Source organism: Pseudomonas sp. NPDC087639 (assembly GCF_044743385.1).
GTDB lineage: Bacteria > Pseudomonadota > Gammaproteobacteria > Pseudomonadales > Pseudomonadaceae > Aquipseudomonas.
In genome coordinates, this window is record NZ_JBIUWI010000049.1 from 1 (window position 1) to 25,361 (window position 25,361).

Annotated in this window: 21 protein-coding genes; 14 read left to right on the top strand and 7 right to left on the bottom strand. The window is 59.5% G+C overall.

All coding sequences use genetic code 11. The features are described from left to right. The first annotated feature begins 187 nt into the window (after window positions 1-187). The 6 genes from recC to ACIOVB_RS19425 all read left to right on the top strand — a co-directional run bounded on the left by recC (window position 188) and on the right by ACIOVB_RS19425 (window position 11,891). A complete protein-coding gene (gene recC, locus ACIOVB_RS19400; RefSeq protein WP_401270430.1) occupies window positions 188-3,640 on the top strand; it encodes an exodeoxyribonuclease V subunit gamma in 3,453 nt (1,150 codons plus the stop codon). Beyond that, entirely contained in the window at window positions 3,637-7,326 is a 3,690-nt protein-coding gene (gene recB, locus ACIOVB_RS19405; protein WP_401270432.1) for an exodeoxyribonuclease V subunit beta, read from the top strand. The genes recC and recB overlap by 4 nt, the downstream gene beginning before the upstream one ends. Next, a complete protein-coding gene (recD, locus tag ACIOVB_RS19410) occupies window positions 7,323-9,428 on the top strand; it encodes an exodeoxyribonuclease V subunit alpha (protein WP_401270435.1) in 2,106 nt (701 codons plus the stop codon). Before recB ends, recD begins: the two co-directional genes overlap by 4 nt. 122 nt (window positions 9,429-9,550) lie before the next feature. Further along, a complete protein-coding gene (locus ACIOVB_RS19415; protein WP_187681267.1) occupies window positions 9,551-10,126 on the top strand; it encodes a YfiR family protein in 576 nt (191 codons plus the stop codon). After that, window positions 10,123-11,391, top strand: a complete 1,269-nt coding sequence (locus ACIOVB_RS19420; protein WP_401270438.1) for a diguanylate cyclase domain-containing protein — start codon at window positions 10,123-10,125, stop codon at window positions 11,389-11,391. The genes ACIOVB_RS19415 and ACIOVB_RS19420 overlap by 4 nt, the downstream gene beginning before the upstream one ends. Beyond that, complete coding sequence (locus ACIOVB_RS19425; RefSeq protein WP_187681269.1) at window positions 11,391-11,891, top strand: OmpA family protein; 501 nt, start codon at window positions 11,391-11,393, stop codon at window positions 11,889-11,891. Before ACIOVB_RS19420 ends, ACIOVB_RS19425 begins: the two co-directional genes overlap by 1 nt. On the opposite strand, the gene ACIOVB_RS19430 is transcribed toward ACIOVB_RS19425, so the two are convergent. After that, window positions 11,888-12,835, bottom strand: coding sequence for a LysR family transcriptional regulator (locus ACIOVB_RS19430; RefSeq protein ID WP_187681270.1), 948 nt, complete (start codon window positions 12,833-12,835; stop codon window positions 11,888-11,890). The two genes, ACIOVB_RS19425 and ACIOVB_RS19430, sit on opposite strands and share 4 nt — an antisense overlap. A 149-nt stretch (window positions 12,836-12,984) precedes the next feature. On the opposite strand from ACIOVB_RS19430, the gene ACIOVB_RS19435 reads away from it, so the two are divergent. Then, on the top strand, window positions 12,985-14,511 hold the full coding sequence (locus ACIOVB_RS19435) for a CoA-acylating methylmalonate-semialdehyde dehydrogenase (protein ID WP_187681271.1): 1,527 nt from the start codon (window positions 12,985-12,987) through the stop codon (window positions 14,509-14,511). Window positions 14,512-14,521: 10 nt separating this feature from the next. After that, window positions 14,522-15,424, top strand: coding sequence for a 3-hydroxyisobutyrate dehydrogenase (mmsB, locus tag ACIOVB_RS19440; RefSeq protein WP_401270443.1), 903 nt, complete (start codon window positions 14,522-14,524; stop codon window positions 15,422-15,424). 163 nt (window positions 15,425-15,587) lie between these two features. On the opposite strand, the gene ACIOVB_RS19445 is transcribed toward mmsB, so the two are convergent. The 4 genes from ACIOVB_RS19445 to ACIOVB_RS19460 form a co-directional block, all read right to left on the bottom strand. Beyond that, the gene (locus ACIOVB_RS19445) at window positions 15,588-15,938 is read right to left on the bottom strand and encodes a cupin domain-containing protein (RefSeq protein ID WP_016770579.1); all 351 of its coding nucleotides are present in this window, start codon (window positions 15,936-15,938) and stop codon (window positions 15,588-15,590) included. A gap of 106 nt (window positions 15,939-16,044) precedes the next feature. Then, window positions 16,045-16,416 carry a MerR family transcriptional regulator gene (locus ACIOVB_RS19450; RefSeq protein WP_401270446.1) on the bottom strand — a complete coding sequence of 124 codons (372 nt, stop codon included), beginning with the start codon at window positions 16,414-16,416 and terminating at the stop codon, window positions 16,045-16,047. 47 nt (window positions 16,417-16,463) lie between these two features. After that, window positions 16,464-17,039 carry an NAD(P)H-dependent oxidoreductase gene (locus ACIOVB_RS19455; RefSeq protein WP_401270448.1) on the bottom strand — a complete coding sequence of 192 codons (576 nt, stop codon included), beginning with the start codon at window positions 17,037-17,039 and terminating at the stop codon, window positions 16,464-16,466. A 46-nt stretch (window positions 17,040-17,085) separates the two neighbouring features. Next, a complete protein-coding gene (locus tag ACIOVB_RS19460) occupies window positions 17,086-17,967 on the bottom strand; it encodes a LysR family transcriptional regulator (RefSeq protein WP_401270451.1) in 882 nt (293 codons plus the stop codon). A gap of 213 nt (window positions 17,968-18,180) precedes the next feature. Here ACIOVB_RS19460 and ACIOVB_RS19465 point away from each other — a divergent pair, with 213 nt between their 5' ends. Continuing rightward, window positions 18,181-18,945: a sulfite exporter TauE/SafE family protein gene (locus ACIOVB_RS19465; RefSeq protein ID WP_401270453.1), complete on the top strand. Its 765-nt coding sequence runs from the start codon at window positions 18,181-18,183 to the stop codon at window positions 18,943-18,945. On the opposite strand, the gene ACIOVB_RS19470 is transcribed toward ACIOVB_RS19465, so the two are convergent. Next, on the bottom strand, window positions 18,935-19,249 hold the full coding sequence (locus ACIOVB_RS19470; protein WP_401270455.1) for a putative quinol monooxygenase: 315 nt from the start codon (window positions 19,247-19,249) through the stop codon (window positions 18,935-18,937). The two genes, ACIOVB_RS19465 and ACIOVB_RS19470, sit on opposite strands and share 11 nt — an antisense overlap. Window positions 19,250-19,431: 182 nt before the next feature. Here ACIOVB_RS19470 and ACIOVB_RS19475 point away from each other — a divergent pair, with 182 nt between their 5' ends. The 3 genes from ACIOVB_RS19475 to ACIOVB_RS19485 all read left to right on the top strand — a co-directional run bounded on the left by ACIOVB_RS19475 (window position 19,432) and on the right by ACIOVB_RS19485 (window position 22,122). Further along, window positions 19,432-20,022 carry an NAD(P)H-dependent oxidoreductase gene (locus tag ACIOVB_RS19475; RefSeq protein WP_401270458.1) on the top strand — a complete coding sequence of 197 codons (591 nt, stop codon included), beginning with the start codon at window positions 19,432-19,434 and terminating at the stop codon, window positions 20,020-20,022. Window positions 20,023-20,213: 191 nt separating this feature from the next. Next, on the top strand, window positions 20,214-21,125 hold the full coding sequence (locus ACIOVB_RS19480) for a LysR substrate-binding domain-containing protein (protein WP_187676617.1): 912 nt from the start codon (window positions 20,214-20,216) through the stop codon (window positions 21,123-21,125). A 103-nt stretch (window positions 21,126-21,228) separates the two neighbouring features. Then, window positions 21,229-22,122, top strand: a complete 894-nt coding sequence (locus tag ACIOVB_RS19485) for an NAD-dependent epimerase/dehydratase family protein (protein WP_401270461.1) — start codon at window positions 21,229-21,231, stop codon at window positions 22,120-22,122. Window positions 22,123-22,497: 375 nt separating this feature from the next. Here the strand turns inward: ACIOVB_RS19485 and ACIOVB_RS19490 are convergent, their stop codons facing one another. Then, window positions 22,498-22,659 carry a hypothetical protein gene (locus ACIOVB_RS19490; RefSeq protein ID WP_401270464.1) on the bottom strand — a complete coding sequence of 54 codons (162 nt, stop codon included), beginning with the start codon at window positions 22,657-22,659 and terminating at the stop codon, window positions 22,498-22,500. A 476-nt stretch (window positions 22,660-23,135) separates the two neighbouring features. Between ACIOVB_RS19490 and ACIOVB_RS19495 the strand changes: the two genes are divergently transcribed. Both ACIOVB_RS19495 and ACIOVB_RS19500 read left to right on the top strand, forming a co-directional pair. Continuing rightward, entirely contained in the window at window positions 23,136-24,485 is a 1,350-nt protein-coding gene (locus tag ACIOVB_RS19495; protein WP_401270467.1) for a GntP family permease, read from the top strand. A 15-nt stretch (window positions 24,486-24,500) separates the two neighbouring features. Continuing rightward, window positions 24,501-25,361, top strand: coding sequence for a MurR/RpiR family transcriptional regulator (locus tag ACIOVB_RS19500; RefSeq protein ID WP_187676621.1), 861 nt, complete (start codon window positions 24,501-24,503; stop codon window positions 25,359-25,361).

Genomic DNA, 25,361 nt, shown 5'->3' on the forward strand with positions numbered 1-25,361 from the left:
TTTCCCCATGTGAGAGTAGGTCATCGTCAAGATTAAATTCCGAAACCCCAATTGCGAAAGCAATTGGGGTTTTGTTTTGCCCGCAGGAAAGTTCGTACAGCAATCACAGACGCCGTCCGGCTGTCATCACCTGCCGACAATGCTAAGGTTCTGACCTAGCTTTTGTACTTTTCTCCAAGGAAGTCTTATGCCGGACGCCCAGTCCCTCAACGCTGCATTCATGGTGGTTCAGAGCAATAGCCTGGACGAACTGCGCAGCCTGGTGGTCAGCATCATGCGGCGCTATCCACTGGCTCCCTTGGAAAATGAAATTGCCCTGGTACAGAGTAACGGCATCGCCCAGTGGCTTAAATTGGCCTTGGCCGAGGACCCTGAAGAAGACGACCTTGGGGGTTGCGGTATCGCTGCGGCGATTGATGTGCAATTGCCCGGTAGTTTCATGTGGCAGCTCTACCGCATGGTTTTGGGCCGAGATGAAATTCCGGCCAAATCCCTGCTCGATAAAGCCCCGCTGACCTGGCGCCTCATGAGGCTGCTACCTCAGGTTATCGACCGCGCGCATTTCGAACCTTTGCAACGTTTCCTGACTCACGACACTGACCTGCGCAAGCGATATCAATTATCCGAGCGCCTGGCGGATCTGTTCGACCAATACCAGGTGTATAGAGCTGACTGGCTTGAAGATTGGGCTGAAGGTCGACATCAACTGCGTAACGTCAGAGGCGAAGTAAAGCCACTATCGCCCACCAGTTGCTGGCAGGCTGAGCTCTGGCGTGCGTTGTTGGAAGATGTGGGTGCCCAAGGTATGGCTCAGAGCCGCGCCGGTGTTCATCAGCGTTTTATCGAGCGCATCGGTAACCTCGCAGAAGCGCCAGCGGGGCTGCCTTCACGAGTGATCGTTTTCGGGATTTCCTCATTGCCGGCCCAAGTGCTTGAAGCGTTGGCCGGACTCGCGCGTTTCAGTCAGGTTCTGCTGTGTGTCCATAACCCATGCCGCCATCACTGGGCCGACATCGTCGCTGACAAGGATTTGCTGCGTCACCAGTACAAGCGCCAATCGCGCAAGAGCGGTATGCCCGTAGTACTTGATCCCGAAACCCTGCATCAACATGCTCACCCTCTCCTCGCAGCATGGGGAAAACAAGGTCGCGACTACATCAACCTGCTCGACAGCTATGACGACCCCAACAGCTATCGCGCAGCCTTTCGCGACGGACGCATCGACCTGTTCAGCGAAACCCAGCCACATAATCTGCTCAATCAACTTCAGGACGACATCCTGGAACTGCGCCCACTCGATGAGACTCGCGAGCATTGGCCCGCGGTGGATCTGGCACACGACAAGTCGATCCGTTTTCATATTGCCCACAGCGCTCAACGCGAGGTGGAAATCCTTCACGACCAACTACTGGCGCGGTTCAGTGTCAATCCGGATCTACGCCCTCGCGACGTGATTGTGATGGTGCCGGACATCGACAGCTATGCACCTCATATCCGTGCGGTTTTTGGTCAGCTTGATCGCTATGACCCACGCTTCATCCCATTCACCTTAGCGGATCAGGGACAGCGCGGGCGTGATCCATTACTGATTGCGGTCGAGCACCTTCTCAAACTGCCGGACAGTCGTTTCCCCGTCAGTGAAATCCTCGACCTGCTTGACGTTCCCGCATTGCGCGCCCGTTTTGGAGTGGAAGAGCGCGACTTGCCGACGCTACACCGCTGGATTGAAGGCGCCGGTGTGCGCTGGGGCATGAACGCCCAGCAACGTGCCGGGCTAGGTTTGCCGGACGAGTTGGAGCAGAACAGCTGGCACTTCGGCCTGCGTCGAATGCTCCTTGGTTACGCGGTCGGTAGCTCAACAGACTGCGCGGGTATCGAGCCCTACGATGAAATCGGGGGGCTGGATGCCGCGTTGATTGGGCCCTTGGTAGCTTTGCTCGATGCGCTGGAACTCGCCCATCAGGAACTCACACAACCGGCTCAACCCAAAGAGTGGGGGCATCGCTTGCAGGCGTTGATGCAGCTGTTCTTCAAAGCCAGCAACGAGCACGACGATTACTTGCTCACTCAGCTTGAAGAGCTTCGCGAAACCTGGCTGGAGACCTGTGGGGCTGTAGGACTTGAAGATGATCTTCCGCTTACCGTCGTTCGTGAAGCCTGGCTCGCCGGACTGGATCAGGGCCGTTTGTCTCAGCGCTTTCTTGCCGGCGCGGTGAACTTTTGTACGCTGATGCCCATGCGTGCCATTCCATTCAAGCTTGTCTGTTTGCTGGGGATGAATGATGGCGATTATCCCCGCGCGCAACCACCACTCGACTTCGATCTGATGGGCAGCGACTACCGGCCGGGGGATCGTTCACGGCGCGAGGATGATCGCTATCTTTTGCTCGAAGCCCTCCTGTCTGCACGTAACCAGCTCTACATCAGTTGGGTTGGCCGCAGCATTCGTGACAATAGCGAGCGACCTGCTTCGGTGCTGATCGGCCAGTTACGCGATCATCTCGCCAGCGGCTGGCGATCAATCGACGAAAGCCAGGATCTGTTAAGCGCCATGACGGAAGAACACCCGCTGCAGCCCTTCAGTGCGCGCTATTTCCACGAAGGCGATCAGTTGTTCAGCTATGCCAGCGAATGGCAGGTTTTGCATCAAAGCCACGAGAAACAAAACGAGGCGGAATTGCTCGCGCCCCACGTCCAGGAGGAGCCATTGAGTCTCACCCTGTTGCAGGACTTCTTGCGTAACCCGGTTCGGCACTTTTTCACTCAGAGACTCAAAGTGTACTTTGAAGCCGCGCAAGCGCCGCAGGCCGATGAAGAGCCTTTTGTACTGGACGCTCTGCAACGATATACGCTCAGCGACAGCTTGCTCGAAGCGGCGCTCAGGCAACCGGACAATGTTGATCAGGCACTGGAAGCCCAGGCCCGACGTCTGCAAAACAGTGGGTTATTGCCAATGGCAGGGTTTGGCGAGTGCCTTCAACGGGAGCTGATCGAACCGTTACCCGACCTGCTGCAACGCTATCAGCAACTCCTGACCCTGTGGCCGACGCCGTTGACCAGTGCGACCCCGATCAGCCTCGAGTTGCAGGGCTTGCGTCTTGAAGGCTGGCTCTCGGCTTTGCATCAGCGCGCTGACGGAGGTCTGTTGTCGGTCACGACCATTCCCAACAGCATCGGCTCGATCAAAAGCCGCAAATGGCATCGACTCACAAAGCCCTGGGTCAATCACCTCGCGGCCTGCGCCAGCGGTCTCTCGCTGACCACGGCGTTGGTGGCCAGTGACGACACGTTGCTGCTTGAACCCATGGAGCAGGGGAGAGCCATTCGTTTCCTCGGGGATCTTCTACTCGCCTGGCAAGCGGGCATGCGCCAGCCTCTGCCGATCGCAGTGAAGACCGCTTTTGCCTGGCTGTCCCAGACCGACCCAGTCAAGGCCGAGGCCGCTGCCCGTAAAACCTACGAAGGCGATGGACAGACCAGTGAAGGCGAGCGCCGCGAAAGTCCTGCACTGTCCCGACAATTCACCGACTTCGTTGCATTACTCTCGGACGAGACCTTTTCAGGTTGGTGCGACGCCTTGTATCGTCCTCTGTTTGAAGCGCCCTGGCAGTCATTGTCCAGTGAAGGGGCGCGCTCATGAGCACGAAGACACCACTTGCGCTGGCATTCCCTCTGCGGGGCAGCCAGTTGATCGAAGCCAGTGCCGGCACTGGCAAAACCTTCACTATTTCTGCGCTCTACCTGCGGCTGATCCTTGGCCATGGTGGCGAGTCAAACGGCTTCGCCCGCGAACTGTTGCCGCCTCAGATTCTAGTGGTGACGTTCACCGATGCAGCGACCAAAGAACTGCGTGAGCGGATTCGCACACGCCTTGCCGAGGCCGCGCGATTCTTCCGTGACGAAACGCCAGCCCCTGATGCACTGATCGCTGAACTACGCGATCTATTCGACCCTCAGCAATGGCCCGGTTGCGCCAATCGTCTGGATATCGCTGCGCAATGGATGGACGAAGCAGCCGTCTCCACCATTCACAGTTGGTGTCAGCGCATGCTGCGCGAGCATGCTTTCGATAGCGGCAGCTTGTTCACCCAATCCCTGGAAACCGACCACAGCGATTTGCTCGGCGAAGTGCTGCGCGACTACTGGCGCCTGTTCTGTTACCCGATGCAAGGTGACGCCTTGAATTGGGTTCGCAGCAATTGGGGTGGGCCTGCGGCGTTATTACCTCGGGTGCGCGGTTTGTTCGCCAGTGAGCGCGACAGCGATGAAGGCAAAGCTCCGGCAGAGCTGATCGAAGAGTGCTTGCAAGAGCGCCGCGCAGCTTTGATCGAACTGAAAATGCCATGGCGGCAATGGGCCGATGAGTTGCTCGCGATCTGTCATCAGGGCGTTGCCAGTAAAACCGTCGACGGTCGCAAGATGCAGGCACGGTACTTTGAACCGTGGTTCGAAAAGCTCAGGACCTGGGCCGAAGACGAGTCATTGGAGCAACTGGACATTGGCACCGGATTCACGCGACTGACGCCCGACGGGATGGCCGAAGCCTGGAAAGGCCAAGCCCCGAGTCATCCGGGACTCGACGCGATGCCGGGGCTAAAGTCGAGCCTCGATTCTTTGCCAACCCCCGATGCGGCGGTGTTGCAGCACGCCGCCAAATGGGTAGGGGCGCGCTTCGAAGAAGAGAAACGTCGCCGCGCCGAGATGGGCTTCGACGACATGCTGCTGCGCCTGGATGCGGCGCTGCAATCGGAGGGCGGCGAACGTCTCGCAACGCTGATCCGCGAGCAATTCCCGGTCGCGCTGATCGACGAGTTTCAGGACACCGACCCGGTGCAATACCGAATCTTCGAAAGCATCTACCGCATCGAAGAAAACAATCCCGATACTGGTCTGTTTCTGATCGGCGATCCCAAGCAGGCGATTTACGCTTTTCGTGGCGCAGACATCTACACCTATTTACGCGCTCGCCAAGCCACTACCGGTCGTCTGCATACGCTGGGCACCAACTTCCGTTCCAGCCATGGCATGGTGACAGCGGTCAACCATGTATTCGAGCGCGCTGAGTCCCGAGAGCAGGGACGCGGTGCGTTTTTGTTCCGGGAAAAAAGTGGTGAAAACCCTGTACCGTTTCAACCGGTGGAATCTCAGGGTCGTAAAGAAAAACTGCAGATCGCCGGGCAGGACGTCGCGGCGCTGAATGTCTGGCACTTGTCCACCGATCAACCCCTGTCAGGCGCGGTCTACCGTCAACAGTTGGCAGCTTCCTGCGCGAGCGAAATCACCGCTCTGCTCAATGGCGGGCAAACCGGTAGCGCCGGGTTCATTCAGGATGGCAAAGCCTTCAGAGGCCTGCGACCGTCCGACATTGCGATCCTCGTACGTGACGGAAAAGAGGCCCAGGCTGTTCGCGGGGAACTCGCCAACCGCGGTGTGCGCAGCGTTTATCTGTCCGACAAGGATTCGGTTTTCGCGGCTCAGGAAGCTCACGACTTGTTGTCCTGGCTCAAGGCCTGCGCCGAGCCTGATGTCGAGCGTTCCCTGAAAGCGGCGCTGGCCTGTATCACCCTGAACCTGCCGTTGGCAGAGCTCGAACGCCTGAACCAGGATGAGCTGGTCTGGGAAACTCGCGTCATGCAGTTCCGGGGCTATCGCGAGCTTTGGCGCAAGCAAGGCGTACTGCCGATGTTGCGGCGCCTGCTGCATGACTTCCACTTGCCGCAGAACTTGATCGCACGTAGCGATGGTGAGCGTGTGCTGACCAACCTTTTGCATCTGTCGGAACTGATGCAGCAAGCCGCCGCCGAACTGGATGGTGAGCAAGCGTTGATCCGTCATCTGGCCGAGCTTCTGGCGTTGTCCGGTCAGGCAGGCGAAGAGCAGATTCTGCGCCTGGAAAGCGACGAACAACTGGTCAAAGTCGTGACCATCCACAAGTCGAAAGGCCTCGAATATCCGTTGGTGTTTTTGCCCTTCATCTGCTCGGCAAAACCGGTGGACGGTAGTCGATTGCCGCTGCATTACCACGACGCTTCGGGCAAGGCTGAAGTGAGCTTGAAGCCAACCCCCGAGCTGATTGCGCAAGCGGACGATGAGCGTCTGGCCGAGGATTTACGCTTGCTCTACGTCGCCCTGACCCGAGCGCAACATGCTTGCTGGCTCGGGGTGACGGATCTCAAACGGGGCAACAACAATAGCTCCGTTCTGAATCTTTCTGCGCTGGGTTACTTGCTGGGTGGTGGCGACTCCTTGAAGGAGTCCATCGGACTGAGTCGTTGGCTGCAAGATCTGCAACAAGACTGCACGGCCATCAGCATGGGTGAAATGCCGCAACCCACCGATGAGCATTACCAGCCACCGCGCAATGACTCGGTCCTCAGTGCCACTCTGTTACCCAAGCGCAAGGCCAGCGAAAACTGGTGGATCGCGTCATACAGCGCATTGCGCATCAGCGACGTATTGAGTGTCGGCAGTGATGAAGCGCCGGACAGTCCTCAGGCCCAGAAACTGTTCGATGACGAACGTCTCGACCCCGATGCTCCGCGAGAAATCATTGCCGGTGGTGCCGATATCCATCGCTTCCCCCGTGGCCCAAATCCGGGAACGTTTCTCCATGGTTTGCTGGAGTGGGCGGGTGACGATGGTTTCGCCGTTACCCGTGAGGCATTGGAGGACGCGATTGCCCGGCGTTGTAATTTGCGCGGCTGGGAGGGCTGGATAATTACCCTGACTGACTGGCTGCAACACTTGCTCAAATCCCCGCTACTGGTTGGTGGCGGGCAAGCACCGGTCATTCTTGAGCAACTGAAACAGTACCGGGTCGAAATGGAATTCTGGTTCGCCAGCCATAAAGTCGACGTACTCAAACTCGACGAGCTGGTGCGCCAGTACACCCACAATGGCGTGGCGCGGGTGGCGGCCGAACCGGTGCAGCTCAATGGCATGTTCAAAGGCTTCATCGACCTGACCTTCGAGCACGACGGTCGCTATTACGTGGCCGACTACAAATCCAACTGGCTGGGTGCCGATGACCTGGCCTACACCGAACAGGCCATGGAGCAGTCGATCCTCGAAAACCGCTACGACCTGCAATACGTGTTGTACCTGTTGGCGTTGCATCGCCAGCTCAAGGCACGATTGCCCGACTACGATTACGACCGGCATGTCGGTGGCGCGCTGTACCTGTTCCTGCGCGGTACTCGCGCGGACAGTCGCGGCGTTTACTTTGCCCGTCCGCCCCGTGAGCTGATCGAGCGTCTTGACCGGATGTTTCAAGGCAAACCCGAACCCAAAGCCGAACCCGCATGGGAACAGGGAGTCTTGCTATGAGCCGCACCTTTGACGATCTGTTACCGACGCCGCTGACTGCGGACAGCCTGTCTTCACTCTCGCCACTGACGCGCTCCGATGATCTGCTGTTGCTGCTCACCCGGTGGGTCGAGCGAGGCTGGCTGCGTGCGCTGGACAAAGCATTCGTCGCGTTTCTTCACGAGCTAGACCCCGATACTGATCCATTGGTGTTGCTCGCCGCCGCACTGACCAGCCATCAACTCGGTCATGGCCATGTATGCCTGGACCTGTTCGAAACCCTCAAAGCGCCGGATTTCGCCCTGTCGCTACCGCCCGAAGGCGATGTACAAGGCGGGGTGCTGTTGCTGCCTTCGCAATTGCTGGAGGCACTCGACGGTGCACACTGGTGCAAAGCGCTGGCAGGCAGCCCGTTAGTTGCATTGTCGGCTGATAGCAGTGATTCCGCACAGCAACGTCCACTGGTGTTGTCCGGCAAACGGCTCTACCTGAGACGCTATTGGACCTATGAGCGCCGCATCGATACGGCATTGCGCCAACGCCTTTCTCAGGGCGAAGCGACGCCAATCGATCTACCGCAACGGCTGAACGGATTGTTCGGAGTGGCCAAAACCGACGATGTGATCGACTGGCAGAAACTCGCCTGCGCCATCGCGACACGCGGAGCCTTCAGCATTGTCACTGGCGGCCCGGGCACCGGCAAAACCACCACGGTGGTGCGTTTGCTGGCATTGCTTCAGGCGCCAGCGGTGGAGGCGGGGCATCCGTTGCGAATTCGTCTGGCGGCGCCGACTGGCAAAGCGGCGGCGCGGTTGACCGAGTCCATCAGTCAGCAAGTGCAATCGCTGAAAGTCGCTGAAGACGTGCGGGCCAAAATCCCCTGCGACGTGACCACGGTGCACCGCTTGCTCGGTAGCCGTCCCGGCACCCGACACTTCCGCCACCATGCCGGCAATCGCTTGCCACTGGATGTGCTGGTGGTCGATGAGGCCTCGATGATTGACCTGGAAATGATGGCCAATCTGCTTGATGCCTTACCGGCCCATGCGCGATTGGTGTTGCTGGGTGACAAGGATCAACTGGCTTCCGTAGAGGCCGGAGCGGTGCTGGGAGATCTGTGCCGCGACGCCGAAAGCGGTTGGTATAGCCCTCAGACGCGGCAGTGGCTTGAGTCGGTTAGCGGTGAAACCTTGCAGGGCAGTGGTTTGCATGAAGACGTCGACGGCACCCATCCGCTTGCGCAACAAGTGGTGATGTTGCGCCACTCCCGGCGATTCGGCGAAGGCAGTGGTATCGGCCAACTCGCGCGGCGGGTCAATCAGCAGTTGCCGGATGAGGCGCGTCAGTTGCTGGCGGCAGGGCACTATGACGATGTGTATTCGTTGCCGCTCAAGGGCGAGGAAGATCACAAACTCGAACGCCTTCTGCTTGAGGGCCATGACGATGGCCCGCAAGGTTATCGGCATTATCTGAGTGTTTTGCACAATCAGCGCCCACCGCTTGGCAGGCCGCTCGAGCATCCGGACTGGGTCGATTGGGCCCGTGAAGTCTTGCAAGCGTTCGACACCTTCCAGTTGCTGTGCGCCGTGCGCAAGGGCCCGTGGGGTGTTGAAGGTCTGAACCAGCGCATCACGGCCGCACTGCTCAAGGCTCGCCTGATCGAAAGCGACCAGCAATGGTACGAGGGCCGCCCGGTGTTGATGACCCGCAACGACTACGGTCTGGGTTTGATGAACGGCGATATCGGTATTGCCTTGAAACTCCCCGAGCGCGAAGGGCCTGACGCTGGCAAACCGGTGTTGCGCGTGGCCTTCCCGCGTAACGATGGTCAGGGCGGCGTGCGCTTCGTGTTGCCGAGTCGGCTCAACGACGTCGAAACCGTGTACGCCATGACCGTGCACAAATCCCAGGGCTCGGAGTTCGCCCATACCGCGTTGATCCTGCCGGACGCGCTGAATCCCGTGCTGACCAAGGAGTTGATCTACACCGGTATCACCCGGGCCAAGCACTGGTTCACCTTGATCGAGCCGCGCGCCGGGGTCTTTGAAGAGGCGGTACAGCGCAAGGTGAAGCGTCTTAGCGGGCTTATGCTGGAACTGGAAGAGGGCGCTGAGGTTCGGTGAGGATGAATGCTGCGATTTGCGGCGATTACTGACCGGCCAGTCAGGAGTCGCTGTCTCGCTGGTGATTCAGCGCTGTGCTATCGTTGCGGCATCATTTCGTTACGATCCAAGAGAATCCCTGCATGAAGGTGGCTGTCTGGGCGACAGATCGCGTGGTTGGCTGCAAGCACGCAGTGCTTGTCGGTCTGCTCTGGTTGTTGACGGGGGCAGCCGTCGCACAATCGCCAACGCCGACGGGCATGGCCGAGCAACGTGCCCAGTCTGTCACCAAAGTCGTGCTTGGTATTCTCAGCTACGCGCGTTGGCCGGTGGAGCCTGCGCAGTTGCGCCTGTGCATCGTCGGCCCTACCGAATACACCGACGACTTGGTCAAAGGCACTACACAAGCCACTGGCCGGGCGGTCATCGTGCGACGACTGTTGGCGGATAATCCGGCCATCATCAGCGAATGCGATGCGGTTTACATCGGCAAACTCACGGCGGATGAGCGCAGTCGCCTGTTTACCTCATTGATTGGCCATCCGGTGCTGAGCATCAGTGAAAGCGACGATCAGTGCACGGTTGGCAGTCTGTTCTGCCTGCGGGTTGGCGACGATCAGGTGTCTTTCGAAGTCAATCTCGACTCCGTTGCCCGCAGCGGTGTGCGCATTCACCCAAGCGTGCTGCAGTTGTCGCGCCGCAAACCGGCGGCGCCATGAAACTGTTCAGTTCCAAAATCCGCCCCACGCTGGGCTCGGTCATCGGTCGCGGGCATTTGATTGTTGCGCTGGTGGCCGTGGCTATGGCCAGTGTCTCGTTGACCCTGCTGGGGGTTCTGGCGCTACGGGTTTACGCCGATCACAACTTGCACCTGATCGCCCGCTCGATCAGTTACACCGTCGAAGCGGCAGTAGTGTTCAACGACAAGTCTGCTGCAACTGAAGCACTGGCGGTGATCGCCTCCACCGAGGAGGTGGCCGATGCCCAAGTGCTCGATGCTAAGGGCCAGTTGCTCGCACGTTGGCAGCGACCGGAAAACGGTCTGTTCTCCGAGCTGGAAATGCAGGTCACCCGCACCCTTCTGGAGAAACCGGTCAGCCTGCCGATCGTGCACCAGGATCGCGAAATCGGGCGCGTCCTGCTCACCGGTCACGGCGGCAGTCTGATGCGCTTTCTGCTCAGCGGTCTGGCGGGAATCATCCTCTGTACTGCGATCAGTGCCTGGGTCGCGCTCTATCTGGCGCGTCGGCAACTGCGCGGCATTACTGGCCCGCTGCGCAGCCTGGCTGCTGTGGCTCACGCTGCTCGCAGCGACCGAGCGCTGGACAGTCGCGTGCCGCCCGCGAAGATCGCTGAACTCGACAACCTCGGCAACGACTTCAACGCCTTGCTCGATGAGCTCGAGTCTTGGCAAACCCATTTGCAAAACGAAAACGAAACGCTCGCTCACCAGGCCAGTCACGACAGCCTGACCGGGCTGCCGAACCGCGCCTTTTTCGAGGGCCGATTGATTCGCGCGCTGCGTAATGCCAGCAAACTCAACGAGCGGGTGGCGGTGCTGTTTCTCGACAGTGATCGGTTCAAAGGCATCAATGATAATTTCGGTCATGCCGCCGGTGACGCGGTGTTGGTGGCGATCGCCAGTCGGGTGCGCGCGCAACTGCGCGAGGAAGATCTGGTGGCGCGATTGGGTGGTGACGAGTTCGCCGTCTTGCTCACACCGCTGCACAAGGTCGAAGACGCCGAACGCATCGCCGACAAGATTCTGGCCAGCATGGACATGCCCATCGTGCTACCGGACGAGTCAAGTGTCATGACGTCGCTCAGTATCGGCATTGCGGTTTACCCCGATCATGGCGCTACGCCGGGTGGCTTGCTCAATGCTGCCGATGCGGCGATGTATCAAGCCAAACGCTTGTCGCGCGGCGCCCAATTCACGGCCGGGTCGGAGCACCCGGTCGATCCCGTGCAATCCAGGAGCTGATGCCCGTGTTCACACTTCCAACTCGATTTTTTTCCGCTTTGCTGTTGATGGCCGCACTGGCCCTGACCGGTTGCCAGACCGCACCGCAAAAAGGCCTGACCCCGGCGCAAGTCACCGTGCTCAAACAACAAGGCTTTGAGCTGACCGACGAGGGCTGGGAGTTTGGCCTGTCCGGCAAAGTACTGTTTGGCAGCGATGTCGAAAGCCTGAACAACCAGAGCACCGAGATCGTCGAACGTATCGGCAAGGCGTTGTTGGGCGTCGGCATCGAGCGCGTGCGGGTCGATGGCCACACCGATGCCTCGGGCAAGGAAACCTACAATCAGCAACTGTCGCTGCGCCGAGCCAAAAGTGTCGCCAAAGTGCTGGGCACGGTCGGCATGAAGCAAGAGAACATTCAACTGCAAGGTCTGGGCAGCAGCGAACCTGTGGCCTCCAACGACACCCCGGAGGGCCGCACGGAAAACCGCCGAGTGTCGATTGTGGTCAGTGCCGATTAATCGGCGAACTGCATCTCGCGGGTCTGCCCCATCAACAGACCCTGATTGCGCTCAGTCACCTCACGGATGTAATCCCACAACAGGGTGATCCGCTTGAGCTTGCGCAGATCCTCCCGGCAGTACATCCAGAACTGTCGGGTGATGTCGATTTCATCTGGCAGCACTGGCAGCAGGCGCGGATCCTGCGCGGCGAGGAAGCACGGCAGAATCGCCAGTGAGCGCCCTTGCTGCGCCGCGACGAATTGCGCGATCACGCTGGTGCTGCGCAAATGTGCGTTGGCGCCGGGCAGCACGTTTGCCAGGTACAGCAGCTCCGAACTGAACGCCAAGTCATCCACGTAACTGATGAATTGATGCTTGCTCAAATCCGCCGGGCGGCGGATCGGTGGGTGTTTGTCGAGGTAGTCCTGGGTCGCGTACAGCTGCAACCGGTAGTCGCAGAGTTTGCAGCACACGTATGGCCCGTGCTCCGGGCGCTCCAGGGCAATGACAATATCGGCCTCGCGCTTGGACAGGCTGATGAAGTGCGGCAGCGGCAGGATGTCCACTGAGATCGCCGGGTAAGCGTCGACGAAATGGCTTAACTGCGGGGTGATGAAAAAGCTGCCGAACCCTTCGGTGCAGCCCATGCGCACATGCCCGGACAGCGCCACGCCGGAGCCTGACACCTGCTCGCAGGCCATATGCAGCGTGCTTTCGATCGACTCGGCATAACCCAGCAAGCGCTGGCCTTCGGTGGTCAAGACGAAGCCGCTGGTGCGCGACTTTTCGAACAGCAATGTACCCAGCGCCGCTTCCAGCGAACTGATCCGCCGCGACACCGTGGTGTAGTCGACGGCCAGCCGTTTGGCGGCGGTGCTGGCCTTGCGGGTGCGGGCGACTTCGAGGAAAAACTTGAGGTCGTCCCAGTTCAGTGAACCTAGAGAGGTGATGTTTTTTTGCATGATGGACGGGCTTATATGTGCGTTCTTATTAGAAGTTTGCACATCTATACTCCAAAAACAGTCCGACAACCAATTCGTGACACACGCCTCATCTCAAGGCGAACCTTTCGCCTTGGCTCCTACGATAAAAAAAAATTTCGGAGACCAGCATGAACGCATCGCTTACGCCCAACGAAACCACGGTCCAGAAGGTCAAGCTGCTGATCAACGGCGAATGGGTCGAGTCGCAGACCACCGAGTGGCACGACATCGTCAACCCGGCGACCCAACAAGTGCTGGCCAAAGTCCCGTTCGCCACTGCCGCTGAAGTCGACGCCGCCGTAAGCGCCGCGCAGCGCGCCTTCCAGACCTGGAAACTGACCCCGATCGGCGCACGCATGCGCATCATGCTCAAGCTGCAAGCGCTGATCCGCGAGCATTCCAAGCGCATCGCCGTGGTGCTGAGCGCCGAGCAGGGCAAAACCATTGCCGACGCCGAGGGCGATATTTTCCGTGGCCTAGAAGTGGTCGAGCACGCTTGCTCCATCGGCAGCCTGCAAATGGGCGAGTTCGCCGAGAACGTGGCGGGCGGCGTTGATACCTACACCCTGCGTCAGCCGATCGGTGTCTGCGCCGGCATCACACCGTTCAACTTCCCGGCGATGATTCCGCTGTGGATGTTCCCGATGGCCATCGCCTGCGGCAACACCTTCGTATTGAAGCCTTCGGAGCAGGATCCGTTGTCGACCATGCTGCTGGTAGAGCTTGCGATTGAGGCCGGTGTTCCGGCCGGCGTGCTCAACGTGGTGCATGGCGGTAAAGATGTGGTTGATGGCCTGTGCACGCACAAGGACATCAAGGCTATTTCGTTCGTCGGTTCGACCGCTGTCGGCACTCATGTCTACGACCTGGCCGGCAAGCACGGCAAACGCGTGCAATCGATGATGGGCGCGAAGAACCACGCCGTGGTGCTGCCGGATGCCAACCGCGAGCAAGCGCTGAACGCCCTGGTCGGTGCCGGTTTCGGTGCTGCCGGGCAACGCTGCATGGCCACTTCGGTTGTGGTGCTGGTCGGTGCGGCGAAACAATGGCTGCCGGATCTGAAAGCGCTGGCGCAGAAACTCAAGGTCAACGCCGGCAGCGAGCCGGGCACTGATGTTGGCCCGGTGATTTCGAAAAAGGCCAAGGCGCGGATTCTCGACCTGATCGAAAGCGGCATCAAGGAAGGCGCCAAGCTTGAGCTCGACGGTCGCGAGATCAGCGTGCCGGGTTACGAGCAAGGCAACTTCGTCGGCCCGACCCTGTTCTCCGGGGTGACGACTGACATGCAGATCTACACCCAGGAAATCTTCGGTCCGGTGCTGGTGGTGCTGGAAGTTGACACCCTCGATCAGGCCATTGCGCTGGTCAACGCCAACCCGTTCGGCAACGGCACTGGCCTGTTCACCCAAAGCGGTGCGGCGGCGCGTAAATTCCAGACTGAAATCGACGTCGGTCAGGTCGGCATCAACATCCCTATTCCAGTACCCGTGCCGTTCTTCAGCTTCACCGGTTCCCGTGGTTCGAAACTCGGCGACCTCGGCCCGTACGGCAAGCAAGTGGTGCAGTTCTACACGCAGACCAAAACGGTCACGGCGCGCTGGTTCGATGACGACAGCGTCAACGACGGCGTGAACACCACCATCAACCTGCGCTGAGGAACGTGCCATGAAAATCGCATTTATCGGTCTGGGCAACATGGGCGCGCCGATGGCGCGCAACCTGATCAAGGCCGGCCATTCGCTGAATCTGGTCGACCTGAACAAAACCGTGCTGGCGGAACTGGAGCAACTGGGCGGTACCATCCGCGCTTCGGCCCGCGAGGCTGCCGAGGACGCCGAACTGGTGATCACCATGCTCCCGGCCGCCGTGCATGTGCGCAGCGTCTGGCTCGGTGAGGAGGGTGTCTTGGCCGGTATCGGCAAAGGCGTGCCGGCAGTCGATTGCAGCACCATCGATCCGCAGACCGCTCGCGATGTGGCGGCGGCCGCTGCGAAACAAGGCGTGGCCATGGCCGATGCACCGGTCTCCGGCGGCACGGGTGGCGCGACCGCAGGGACACTGACCTTCATGGTCGGCGCCACCCCGGAACTGTTCGCTACCCTGCAACCGGTGCTGGCGCAGATGGGCCGCAACATTGTCCATTGTGGCGAAGTCGGCACCGGGCAGATCGCCAAGATCTGCAACAACCTGCTGCTGGCGATTTCGATGGTCGGCGTCAGTGAAGCCATGGCGTTGGGCGATGCGCTGGGGATCGACACCTCGGTGCTGGCCGGGATCATCAACAGCTCCACCGGTCGCTGCTGGAGTTCGGAAATGTACAACCCATGGCCGGGCATCGTCGAAACGGCGCCGGCCTCGCGCGGGTATACCGGCGGGTTTGGTGCGGAGTTGATGCTTAAGGATCTGGGCCTGGCCACGGAAGCGGCACGTCAGGCGCATCAACCGGTGGTGCTTGGCGCGGTGGCGCAGCAGTTGTATCAAGCGATGAGCCAGCGTGGGGACGGCGGGAAAGACTTCTCGGCGATCATCAACAGCTATCGCAAGCCTGCAATTGAAGGGCAGCGCTGAACAAACTGTGGGAGCGAGCCTGCTCGCGATGATGGCGGTCGCTGCAACAAGGAAGTGACTGACCGTCCGCTTTCGCGAGCAGGCTCGCTCCCACAAGGGCATTGCGTGTATCTGATATTGTTTGCCGGGAAATCACGTCGGGTGATCTCCCGGCTTTTTTGCATCAGGCGAACACGAAATATTTGCGCACGGTCTCGACCACTTCCCACGTGCCTTTCATGCCCGGCTCGACCACAAAGATATCGCCGGCGCGCAGATGAATCGGTGCCATGCCATCCGGCGTGATCACGCAGTAGCCTTCCTGGAAATGGCAGTACTCCCACTTCACGTAATCCACGCGCCACTTGCCCGGGGTGCAAATCCACGTGCCCATGATCTTGCTGCCGTCTTCGCTGGTGTAGGCGTTGAGGTTGACGGTGTGCGGGTCGCCTTCGAGTTTTTCCCATTTGCAGGCGTCGAGTACCGGCAGTGGGTGGGTGTCGCGCAGAACGGTGATAGGGGCGGTCGCGGTCATGAGAACTCCGGGCGTTTGGCTGTGAACTGAAGTCGCACCCTATAGCGCCCGGTCGCGGGTCAGTTGTCTGTGCTCGACATCGAGCTGCTCAGAAACGCGCTGACTGTTATAGCTTTTCCAACGGGCAACTGACCCTTGCCTGTTCGAGGCTGGATTCGAACACTTCAAGTTGCGCGTATTGCCGGGTGAGTTCGCTCAGGGCCGCGCTGATTTCGCGTTTCTTCATTTCGATAGCTTGTCGGGCTCGCTCCCACGGCATCGCCTCACCGTGATGCTCGGCGAAAATCACCTGCAACTCCTTGAGCCGGAAACCCATGTCTTTGGCGCATTTGATGAAGATCAGCAGTTCGACACTCTGTTGATCGTAGAGGCGGTAGTTGCCCTGTCGCCGGGGCGTGGGCAACAGACCAATCGACTCATAGTGACGGATGCTTTTGATGGTGGTGCCGGAGCGTTGCGCGGCTTGGCCGATGTACATAAAAGTCCTTTTTCAGTGTGTAACTGTGCGGCGCATTATCAGCACACTCAGCGACTCGCGATAGCCTGCACCTGTCGCAACCAGGCGTGTCGCTGCTGATCGCTTGAGCCCAGCACCGGGCCGAACGTGAGCGTGCGCAGTGGTTTGATGCCGCAGAAATCAAGGGTGGTTTTGCGTACCTGATGCAGCCCCGGCATGCGATAAAACCAGCGGTAATACCAGGGCGGCGTGTCCATGGTCACCAGCAAATCCGCAGTGCGCCCCTTCAGCAATTTGTCGGGGAAGGCTTTGCCTTTGCGGTATTTGAAGGCGAAACCCGGCAGCAACACCCGATCAAAAAAGCCTTTGAGCAGTGCCGGTATGCCGCCCCACCAAATCGGGTAAACCAGGGTCAGATGTTCGGCCCAGAGGATGTCGGACTGTGCTGCGCGCAAGTCATCTTCCAGCGCCTGAATCTGCTGATAACCCTCGCGCAACACGGGGTCGAAGTTCAGTTCCCCCAGCCGCAACTGGCGCACTTCATGTCCGGCATCGAGTGCCGATTGTGCGTACCCATCGGCGAGTGCGGCGCACAAGCTTGACGTCGAAGGATGGCCGAGAATCAGCAGAATGCGTTTGCCCATGGTCACTGTCCTTGCTGATGAAAAAGCCAAGGATGAAGTCTGCCCCTTAGGGGAGAGTCAAGGCGTGCAGCAGGGCTTTGGCGTAATTGGGCAGGGCGCTGAAATCCCTGGCGCACAACATCAACCTGCGACGCGCCCACAGCTCATCGAGGGCGATGCTTTTGAATGACTGCGGCTTTGCGCGCTCAACGGCGGCCAGCGGCACGATGGCCAACCCGGCGCCACGGGCGACCATGCGGATCACGCCATCGAAACCATCCGCGCGGATGCGGATCTGCATGCGAGTGCCGCTGTGCAGGGCCTGTTCTTCGAGGTAGATCGCCAAGGCGCTGTCGGCGCTCAGTCCTACGAAGTCATGGTGCAGGGTGTCGCTGAAACTGACCTCTGCAGCGTCGGACAAGGGGTGGTCGAGGGGCAGAATCAGCACCAGTGGATCGTCGCGAAACGGCTGGGTCTGTAAGTCGCTGGTGTCCACCGCGTCGGAAACAATCCCGAGATCCGCCGCGCCCTGGCGCAAGGCGTGAGTAATGCGCGCGCTCGGCAACTCTTGCAGATCAATGTCGAGGTTGGGATGACTGCGCAAGAAGTCCTCCAGCACTTCCGGCAGGTATTCGGTGATCGCGGTGGTGTTGCACAACAAACGCACCTGACCTTTGACGCCTTGGGCGTATTCGGCCAAATCCTGCTGCATGCGTTCGGCCTGTTGCAGGAGGATGCGGGCGTGCTGTGCCAGGGCTTTGCCGGCCGCTGTCGGGGTGACGCCGCGACGGCCGCGCTCCAGGAAATCGGTGCCCAATGAGGCTTCCATGGCGCGTATGCGTGCGCTGGCGGCGGCGAGGGACAGATGGCTGCGGGCGGCGCCGGCGGTGATATTGCCGGTGTCGAGGATGTGCAGGTAGAGGCGCAGGTCGGTGAGGTCGAAGTGCATGGGTAGCCTCTGGAGTGGTGGTGTCCGGGCTGGCCCCATCGCGAGCAGGCTCACTCCTACATTGGATCAGAGGCGAACACAGAACCTGTAGGAGTGAGCCTGCTCGCGATGAGGCCCGAAGCTTCAAAGAAAATGCCAGCCTCTTGTATGGATAGAGGCAACCTCAGTATATGGCAGATTTTCAACCGCCCTCGACCGGCGCACATTAGCGCCATGAATACACTCGCAGATTTCTACCAAAACCTCGGTCTCGCCCTGTCTGTATTGGTGATCGTCACTTTCGTCCTGGCCGGCCTGGTCAAAGGCGTGATCGGCCTCGGCCTGCCCGCCGTCGCCATGGGCCTGCTTGGTCTGGCTATGGCACCGTCACAGGCTGCGGCGTTGCTGATCATTCCGGCCACACTGACCAATCTCTGGCAACTGGCATTCGGCGGTCACTTGAAAGGGCTGATCGAACGCTTGTGGCCCATGCTGTTGATGATCTTCCTCGGTACCGGCGTCGGCACGTTGTGGATCGGCATGGCGGGTGGGCATTGGGTCGGGCGCGGACTCGGCGCGGCGCTTTTGCTATACGCGTTGAGCGGATTATTCCTGCCAACGCTGCACATCAAGCCGCGTCATGAACCGTGGCTTGGCCCGGTCTGCGGTGTCATCACTGGCGTCATCACGTCGGCCACCGGCGTATTTGTCATCCCGGCTGTGCCGTATATGCAGGCGCTCAATTTAAGTCGCGATGAACTGGTGCAGGCGCTCGGTTTGTCCTTCACCGTTTCGACCCTGGCACTGGCCGCCGGACTGCTCTGGCGCGGCGCCCTTGGCGGCGGCGAATTGAGTGCGTCGCTGTTGGCGTTTATCCCGGCGGTGCTTGGTATGTTGCTCGGCCAATGGCTGCGTCAGCGGATCAGCGCCGTGCTGTTCAAGCGCGTGTTCTTTATCGGTCTGGGCACGCTCGGCGCCCATTTGCTGATCAGCGGTTAGCCGATGCTTCGCTGAGCATGTCGATCAGGCGAATATCGAAATCGCGCTCCAGAAAGTCCATGCGCTGATCGTAAAACTGCTTCATGTGCGGCAGCGTTGAATGCACATCGAGATGCGCCTGGGATTCCCAGATCTCGTAAAAGATGAACAGCGTCGGATCTTCTTTATCGCGCAGCATGTGGTACTCGATGCAGCCCGGCTCGGCGCGGCTTGGCTCAACGTAGGTACGGAACAGCGCCTCGAAAGCCTCGGCTTTTTCCGGGCGGGTCTTGGCGTGCAGGATGAAACCCAGACGTTCAGTCATCACAAACTCCTCAAATTCTGATGGCTGCGAATGCTACGGCAACAATCCGCAATGGATTCGTGCGTTTTGCTCAAATGTATTTTGCGCAACCCTGGCTTATTCCGCGCGAGGCAGATCGTTAATCTGCCGCCATTCGATTTTCCCTTCTCCCTCCAGCCCAATGGCTGCGCCGAGGCTTTCTCATGAAAAAAGTTTTGTTGCTCAATGGCGGTAAAAAATTTGCCCACTCCGACGGTCGCTACAACGCCACCCTGCACGAAGCCGCGCTGAGCGTGCTGGATCGCGGCGGTCTCGACGTCAAGACCACCTTCATCGACGAGGGGTATGACGTCGCCGAAGAAGTGGCCAAATTCCTCTGGGCCGACGTGATCATTTATCAGATGCCGGGCTGGTGGATGGGCGCGCCGTGGACGGTGAAAAAGTACCTCGACGAAGTCTTCACCGAAGGCCACGGCAGCCTCTACGCCAGCGATGGCCGCACCCGTTCCGATGCGTCGCAGAAGTACGGCAGCGGCGGCCTGATTCAGGGCAAGCAATACATGCTGTCGCTGACCTGGAACGCGCCGCAGCAAGCCTTCGATGACCCGACCGATTTCTTCGAAGCCAAAGGCGTCGACGCCGTGTACTTCCCGTTTCACAAGGCCAACGAATTTTTAGGCATGACTGCTTTGCCGACGTTCCTCTGCGTAGACGTGATGAAACGCCCGAACATCGAAAACGATGTGGCGCGGTATGAGCAGCACCTGAAAGAGGTGTTCGCTCTCAAGGCTTGAGGTGCTTTCCTCTGGCAAATGGATTTATCTGTGGTGAGGGGATTTATCCCCGATGGGTCGCACAGCGGCCCCGCTCTTGATCCTGATAAAGAAGGGGACTGCTGCGCAGTCCATCGGGGATAAATCCCCTCGCCACAAAGGTGTTCTCTCTCCACAATGAATTTGTGCCGACGATCAATTAAGGGACACCCGTGAAAGCCAGATCCGATGAGTTGCAGATTTTCGTCTGCGTGATCGAATGCGGTTCGATTTCCGCCGCCGCCGAGCAGGTCGGGCAGACGCCATCGGCTGTCAGCCGGACGTTGTCGCGGCTGGAGGCCAAGCTCGACACCACGCTGATCAACCGCACCACGCGGCGTATGGATCTGACCGAGGAGGGCAAGTATTTCTTCGAGCAGGCCAAGCTGATTCTCGATCAGATGGATCAACTCGAAGAACGGCTGTCCTCACGCCAGCAAACCCCGTCCGGACGCCTGCGGATCAACGCCGCGTCGCCGTTCATGCTTCATGCGGTCGTGCCGTATATCGACGAATTCCGCCGGCTCTACCCGGACATCCAGCTCGAACTCAACAGCAATGACCTGATCATTGATCTGCTGGAACAAAGCACCGACGTCGCCATCCGCATCGGCACCCTGGCTGATTCGACGCTGCACGCGCGTTCGCTCGGTTGCAGTCCGCTGCTGATCGTCGCCAGTCCCGCGTATCTGGAAAAACATGGCGCGCCGCAACAAGTGGCGGACTTGAGCGAACACACCTTGCTCGGCTTCACCCAGAACGAAGGCCTCAACCAATGGCCGCTGCGTTACGTGCACGGTGACCGTTGGCCGATCACCCCGGCGATCAGCGCCTCCAGCGGCGAGACCGTGCGGCACCTGGCGTTGGAGGGGCAGGGCATCGCGTGCCTGTCGCACTTCATGACGATTGAGGACATCCGCGCCGGGCGTTTGAAAGTGGTGCTGGCGGAATTCAACAGCGGCTATCGCCAGCCGATCAACGCCGTGTACTACCGTAACTCACAACTGGCGCTGCGCATTCAGTGCTTCCTCGACTTCATCCAGAGCAAACTCGCTGCCTACGCCAGCGCCGATTTCAAGGGCTGATTCGTGACCTCTGCGCAAGAGTGAATTGGGCGAGGACGGGTTTTTCCACAGGGCTCGTCGGTCGATACTCGTCCCATCACTTATTCACGCAGGGAGTTTCTCCATGAACGTATTTGTTACCGGCGCTGCCGGTTTTATCGGCGGCTCCATCGCCACCGGTCTGGTTCAGGCCGGGCATAACGTCACTGGCTTGGTGCGTAGCACTGAGCAGGCTGATGAACTGAAAGCTCTGGGCATCACTCCGGTGATCGGCACCCTCGACGACAAAACGCTGCTCGCCGAACAGGCCCGCGCCGCCGACGCGGTGATCAACGCCGCCAGCAGCGACCATCGCGGCGCGGTCGAAGCCTTGCTCGACGCCTTGCGCGGTTCCAACAAAGTATTCCTGCACACCAGCGGTTCGAGCATCGTCGGCGATGCGTCGGGCGGTAAGTCCAGCGACGTCATCTACTACGAAGACAACCTGCCGGAACCGACCGTCGACAAAGCCGCCCGCGTGGCGATCGACAACCTGATCCTCGCAGCGGCGAAGGATGGGGTGAACTCTGCGGTGATCTGCAACACCCTGATCTACGGCCACAGCCTGGGCGTCAACCGCGACAGCGTGCAGTTGCCGCGCTTGCTTAAACAAGCACGCAAAAGCGGCGTGGTGCGCCATGTCGGCACGGGTCAGAACATCTGGTCCAACGTACACATCGAAGATGTTGTTGCGCTGTACCTGCTGGCGCTGACCAAAAACGTCCCGGGCACGTTCTACTTCGTTGAAAGCGGCGAAGCGTCGTTCATCGACATGACCACTGCCATGGCGCAAGCGCTGAATCTGGACCAGCCACAAGACTGGCCACTGAAAGACGCCGAAGCCGAATGGGGCTACGAAATGGCCAACTACGGCCTCGGCTCCAACAGCCGTGTACGTGGCAAACATGCCCGCGAATTGCTGGGCTGGGCGCCGAAGAGTACGTCGGTGGTTGAATGGATTCGTAACGAAATGGTGTGATGGGCGTTTAAGCCCCGCCGGGCTTCGCCTTCAACCTTTAGAACGGCTGCCATCGGGCAGCCGTTTTTATTTCAGGCTTTGCTCTTGCGTGACGCCAGACCTATGGTGCTCTGAAAATTGCCGGTTCAGCAGGTACAAGGATGATTAACCGTTACGACGCAGAAGGGGCACAGAGCAGCTTTCAGCCAGGCTCTAATGAGCAAGTGCTGAGCAATAAACTGGGAATTACAAGGCCGTGCAGGCAGGTTACGTACCGCTGGACTACAGCAGTTGGGAACGAAATAAAGAGGCTTATTTTTCTGCGATCCACCAAGGTCTGAACTGCAACTACGAACCTATGGAGTATTGGGTAAGACAGGCGTTGTGGACTTGACGTTACTTGGCCAGGGATATGTGCAGGAACTTGCTGGATTTGACTTTGAGCTTGTGTTCAAGCGCCTCGACACTCTGACCTGTCTCGATGGCTGTTGAGCTCGCGATTGTTCGGATCAGCGTTTCGGCAGTGATTTTTTTTCTGGTGCGGCGCGCAGTTGTCATGTCGCAGGCTCGATAGAGAACAACAGGCGAGTATAGCGCTTGCCTCAATTTTCCGAATACCCCTTAAACCTGTGGGAGCTGCCTTGCCAGCGACAGCGGTCGACCAGTCAGCATCTATGTTGAACGTGCCGCCGCCATCGCTGGCAAGCCAGCTCCCACAGGTGTCTGCATTCTGGTTGAAGGAATGCGAACAATTGTGGGAGCGAGCCTGCTCGCGAAAGCGGTGCTTCAGTCGACAGAAATGTTGATGTGAGACCATCTTCGCGAGCAGGCTCGCTCCCACCTTGGTTTCTCGTCTACCGGAAAGTGATGTAAATCCCGCCCCTCGATTTTCATTAATCGCGACACGGCATATCTATTAGCGACACCTCTTACCTCTCCACGAAAATTACTTTCATGTGGTTTGAAAACTCGATCTCGAAATGATTTATGAGTTTCACAACCCATTCGAACGTGACCCTTTCGAGGAGTACCGCATGACGCCTTCCTTCGGCTATTGGCTGCTGGTCTATGCCGCCGTCGCCATCATCGCTTTGATCGTGCTGATCGCCCGTTACCGGCTCAACCCGTTCATTGTCATCACCCTGATTTCCATCGGTCTGGCGCTGGTGGCGGGTATGCCGCCATCCGGTGTGGTGGGCGCGTATGAGGCCGGGGTGGGCAAGACGCTGGGGCACATTGCGCTGGTGGTCGCGCTGGGCACGATGCTCGGCAAGATGATGGCCGAGTCCGGCGGTGCCGAGCAGATGGCGCGCACGTTGATCGACAAATTCGGCGAGAAAAACGCGCACTGGGCGATGGTCTGCATCGCGTTTCTGGTAGGGCTGCCGCTGTTCTTCGAAGTCGGTTTCGTGTTGCTGGTGCCGATTGCCTTCACCGTGGCGCGGCGGGTCGGCGTGTCGATTCTGATGGTCGGCCTGCCGATGGTTGCAGGCTTGTCGGTGGTGCACGCGCTGGTGCCGCCGCACCCGGCGGCGATGCTCGCGGTGCAGGTCTATCAGGCGTCGGTCGGGCAGACGCTGCTGTATGCGATTGCCATCGGCATTCCGACGGCGATTATCGCCGGTCCCCTGTACGCCAAATTCATCGTCCCGCGTATTCAGTTGCCGGCGGATAACCCGCTGGAGAAACAATTCCTTGACCGCGAACCCCGCGACAAACTGCCGGGTTTCGGCATCACCATGGCGACCATTCTGTTGCCCGTGGTGTTGATGCTGATTGGCGGTTGGGCCAACCTGATTTCCACGCCGGGCAGCGGTTTCAATCAATTCCTGTTGTTCATCGGCAACTCGGTGATTGCGCTGTTGCTGGCAACGTTACTGAGCTTCTGGACGCTGGGGATTGCCCAGGGTTTCAACCGCGAATCGATCCTCAAATTCACCAACGAATGCCTGGCACCGACCGCCAGCATCACCTTGTTGGTCGGCGCCGGCGGCGGCTTGAACCGGATTCTGGTGGACGCAGGCGTGACCGATCAGATTGTCGGCCTCGCCCACGAATTCCACCTGTCGCCGCTGATCATGGGCTGGCTGTTTGCGGCGCTGATGCGCGTTGCCACTGGCTCGGCAACCGTGGCGATGACCACCGCGTCTGGCGTGGTCGCGCCCGTCGCCATCGGTCTGGGTTATCCACATCCTGAATTGTTGGTGCTGGCGACCGGCGCCGGGTCGGTTATCTTTTCCCACGTCAACGACGGCGGCTTCTGGTTGATCAAGGAATACTTCAACATGACGGTCGCGCAGACGTTCAAGACCTGGACCGTGCTTGAGACCTTGATCTCGCTGGTCGCTTTCGGTCTGACCGTCGGCCTTTCCTACCTGCTGTAACCGGAGCCCGCCGCCATGGACATCCTCTACCAGATCCGCGCCCGCCAGGATTCCTTCAGCGCCGGCGAAGGCCGCATCGCCCGACTGATGCTCGACGACGTTGGCTTTGCCGCCTCCGCCAGCCTCGAAGATCTGGCGCAACGGGCCGAAGTCAGCACCGCCACACTGTCGCGATTTGCCCGCACCGTCGGCTGTCGTGACCTGCGCGATCTGCGCCTGCAACTGGCCCAGGCCAGCGGCGTCGGCAGTCGCTTTCTAGACCCGGCGGGCACGCCTGAGCAGTCGGCGTTTTACGGGCAGATTGTCGGCGATATCGAAACCACACTGCGTCAGCATCTCGCTGGATTCGACGAATCACGCTTCGCCGACGCGGTGAAATTGCTCGGCCAGGCGCGGATGATTCACGCGTTTGGCATGGGCGGTTGCTCGACCCTGTGCAGTGATGAATTGCAGGTGCGGCTGGTGCGCCTCGGCTACCCGATTGCGGTGTGTCACGACGCGGTGATGATGCGCGTCACCGCCGCCAGCTTGAATGCCGAGCAAGTCGTCATCGTCTGCTCGCTGACCGGGATCACCCCCGAACTGCTGGAAACCGTCGAACTGGCGCGCAATTACGGCGCCCGCATTCTTGCCATCACCCGCGCCGACTCGCCACTGGCCGAACTGGCCGACATCGTCCTGCCGCTGCAAGGCGCAGAAACCTCGTTCATCTACAAACCGACGGCGGCGCGCTACGGCATGTTGCTCGCCATCGACGTGCTCGCCACCGAGTTGGCGCTGGTCAATCCTGAAGACAATCAAGAGCGTCTGCGGCGGATCAAACTCGCCCTCGACGAATACCGTGGCGGCGACGATCACCTGCCACTGGGAGACTGA

Bases quoted from the DNA above. Each gene is read 5' to 3' on its own strand.
- ACIOVB_RS19435 (WP_187681271.1), top strand. From the start codon at position 12,985: ATGAACGCATCGCTTACGCCCAACGAAACCACGGTCCAGAAGGTCAAG.
- recB (WP_401270432.1), top strand. From the start codon at position 3,637: ATGAGCACGAAGACACCACTTGCGCTGGCATTCCCTCTGCGGGGCAGC.
- ACIOVB_RS19430 (WP_187681270.1), bottom strand. From the start codon at position 12,835: ATGCAAAAAAACATCACCTCTCTAGGTTCACTGAACTGGGACGACCTC.
- ACIOVB_RS19415 (WP_187681267.1), top strand. From the start codon at position 9,551: ATGAAGGTGGCTGTCTGGGCGACAGATCGCGTGGTTGGCTGCAAGCAC.
- ACIOVB_RS19465 (WP_401270453.1), top strand. From the start codon at position 18,181: ATGAATACACTCGCAGATTTCTACCAAAACCTCGGTCTCGCCCTGTCT.
- ACIOVB_RS19450 (WP_401270446.1), bottom strand. From the start codon at position 16,416: ATGTACATCGGCCAAGCCGCGCAACGCTCCGGCACCACCATCAAAAGC.
- ACIOVB_RS19490 (WP_401270464.1), bottom strand. From the start codon at position 22,659: ATGACAACTGCGCGCCGCACCAGAAAAAAAATCACTGCCGAAACGCTG.
- ACIOVB_RS19500 (WP_187676621.1), top strand. From the start codon at position 24,501: ATGGACATCCTCTACCAGATCCGCGCCCGCCAGGATTCCTTCAGCGCC.
- ACIOVB_RS19460 (WP_401270451.1), bottom strand. From the start codon at position 17,967: ATGCACTTCGACCTCACCGACCTGCGCCTCTACCTGCACATCCTCGAC.
- ACIOVB_RS19470 (WP_401270455.1), bottom strand. From the start codon at position 19,249: ATGACTGAACGTCTGGGTTTCATCCTGCACGCCAAGACCCGCCCGGAA.
- mmsB (WP_401270443.1), top strand. From the start codon at position 14,522: ATGAAAATCGCATTTATCGGTCTGGGCAACATGGGCGCGCCGATGGCG.
- ACIOVB_RS19425 (WP_187681269.1), top strand. From the start codon at position 11,391: ATGCCCGTGTTCACACTTCCAACTCGATTTTTTTCCGCTTTGCTGTTG.
- ACIOVB_RS19455 (WP_401270448.1), bottom strand. From the start codon at position 17,039: ATGGGCAAACGCATTCTGCTGATTCTCGGCCATCCTTCGACGTCAAGC.
- ACIOVB_RS19495 (WP_401270467.1), top strand. From the start codon at position 23,136: ATGACGCCTTCCTTCGGCTATTGGCTGCTGGTCTATGCCGCCGTCGCC.
- ACIOVB_RS19445 (WP_016770579.1), bottom strand. From the start codon at position 15,938: ATGACCGCGACCGCCCCTATCACCGTTCTGCGCGACACCCACCCACTG.
- ACIOVB_RS19420 (WP_401270438.1), top strand. From the start codon at position 10,123: ATGAAACTGTTCAGTTCCAAAATCCGCCCCACGCTGGGCTCGGTCATC.
- recC (WP_401270430.1), top strand. From the start codon at position 188: ATGCCGGACGCCCAGTCCCTCAACGCTGCATTCATGGTGGTTCAGAGC.
- ACIOVB_RS19485 (WP_401270461.1), top strand. From the start codon at position 21,229: ATGAACGTATTTGTTACCGGCGCTGCCGGTTTTATCGGCGGCTCCATC.
- ACIOVB_RS19475 (WP_401270458.1), top strand. From the start codon at position 19,432: ATGAAAAAAGTTTTGTTGCTCAATGGCGGTAAAAAATTTGCCCACTCC.
- recD (WP_401270435.1), top strand. From the start codon at position 7,323: ATGAGCCGCACCTTTGACGATCTGTTACCGACGCCGCTGACTGCGGAC.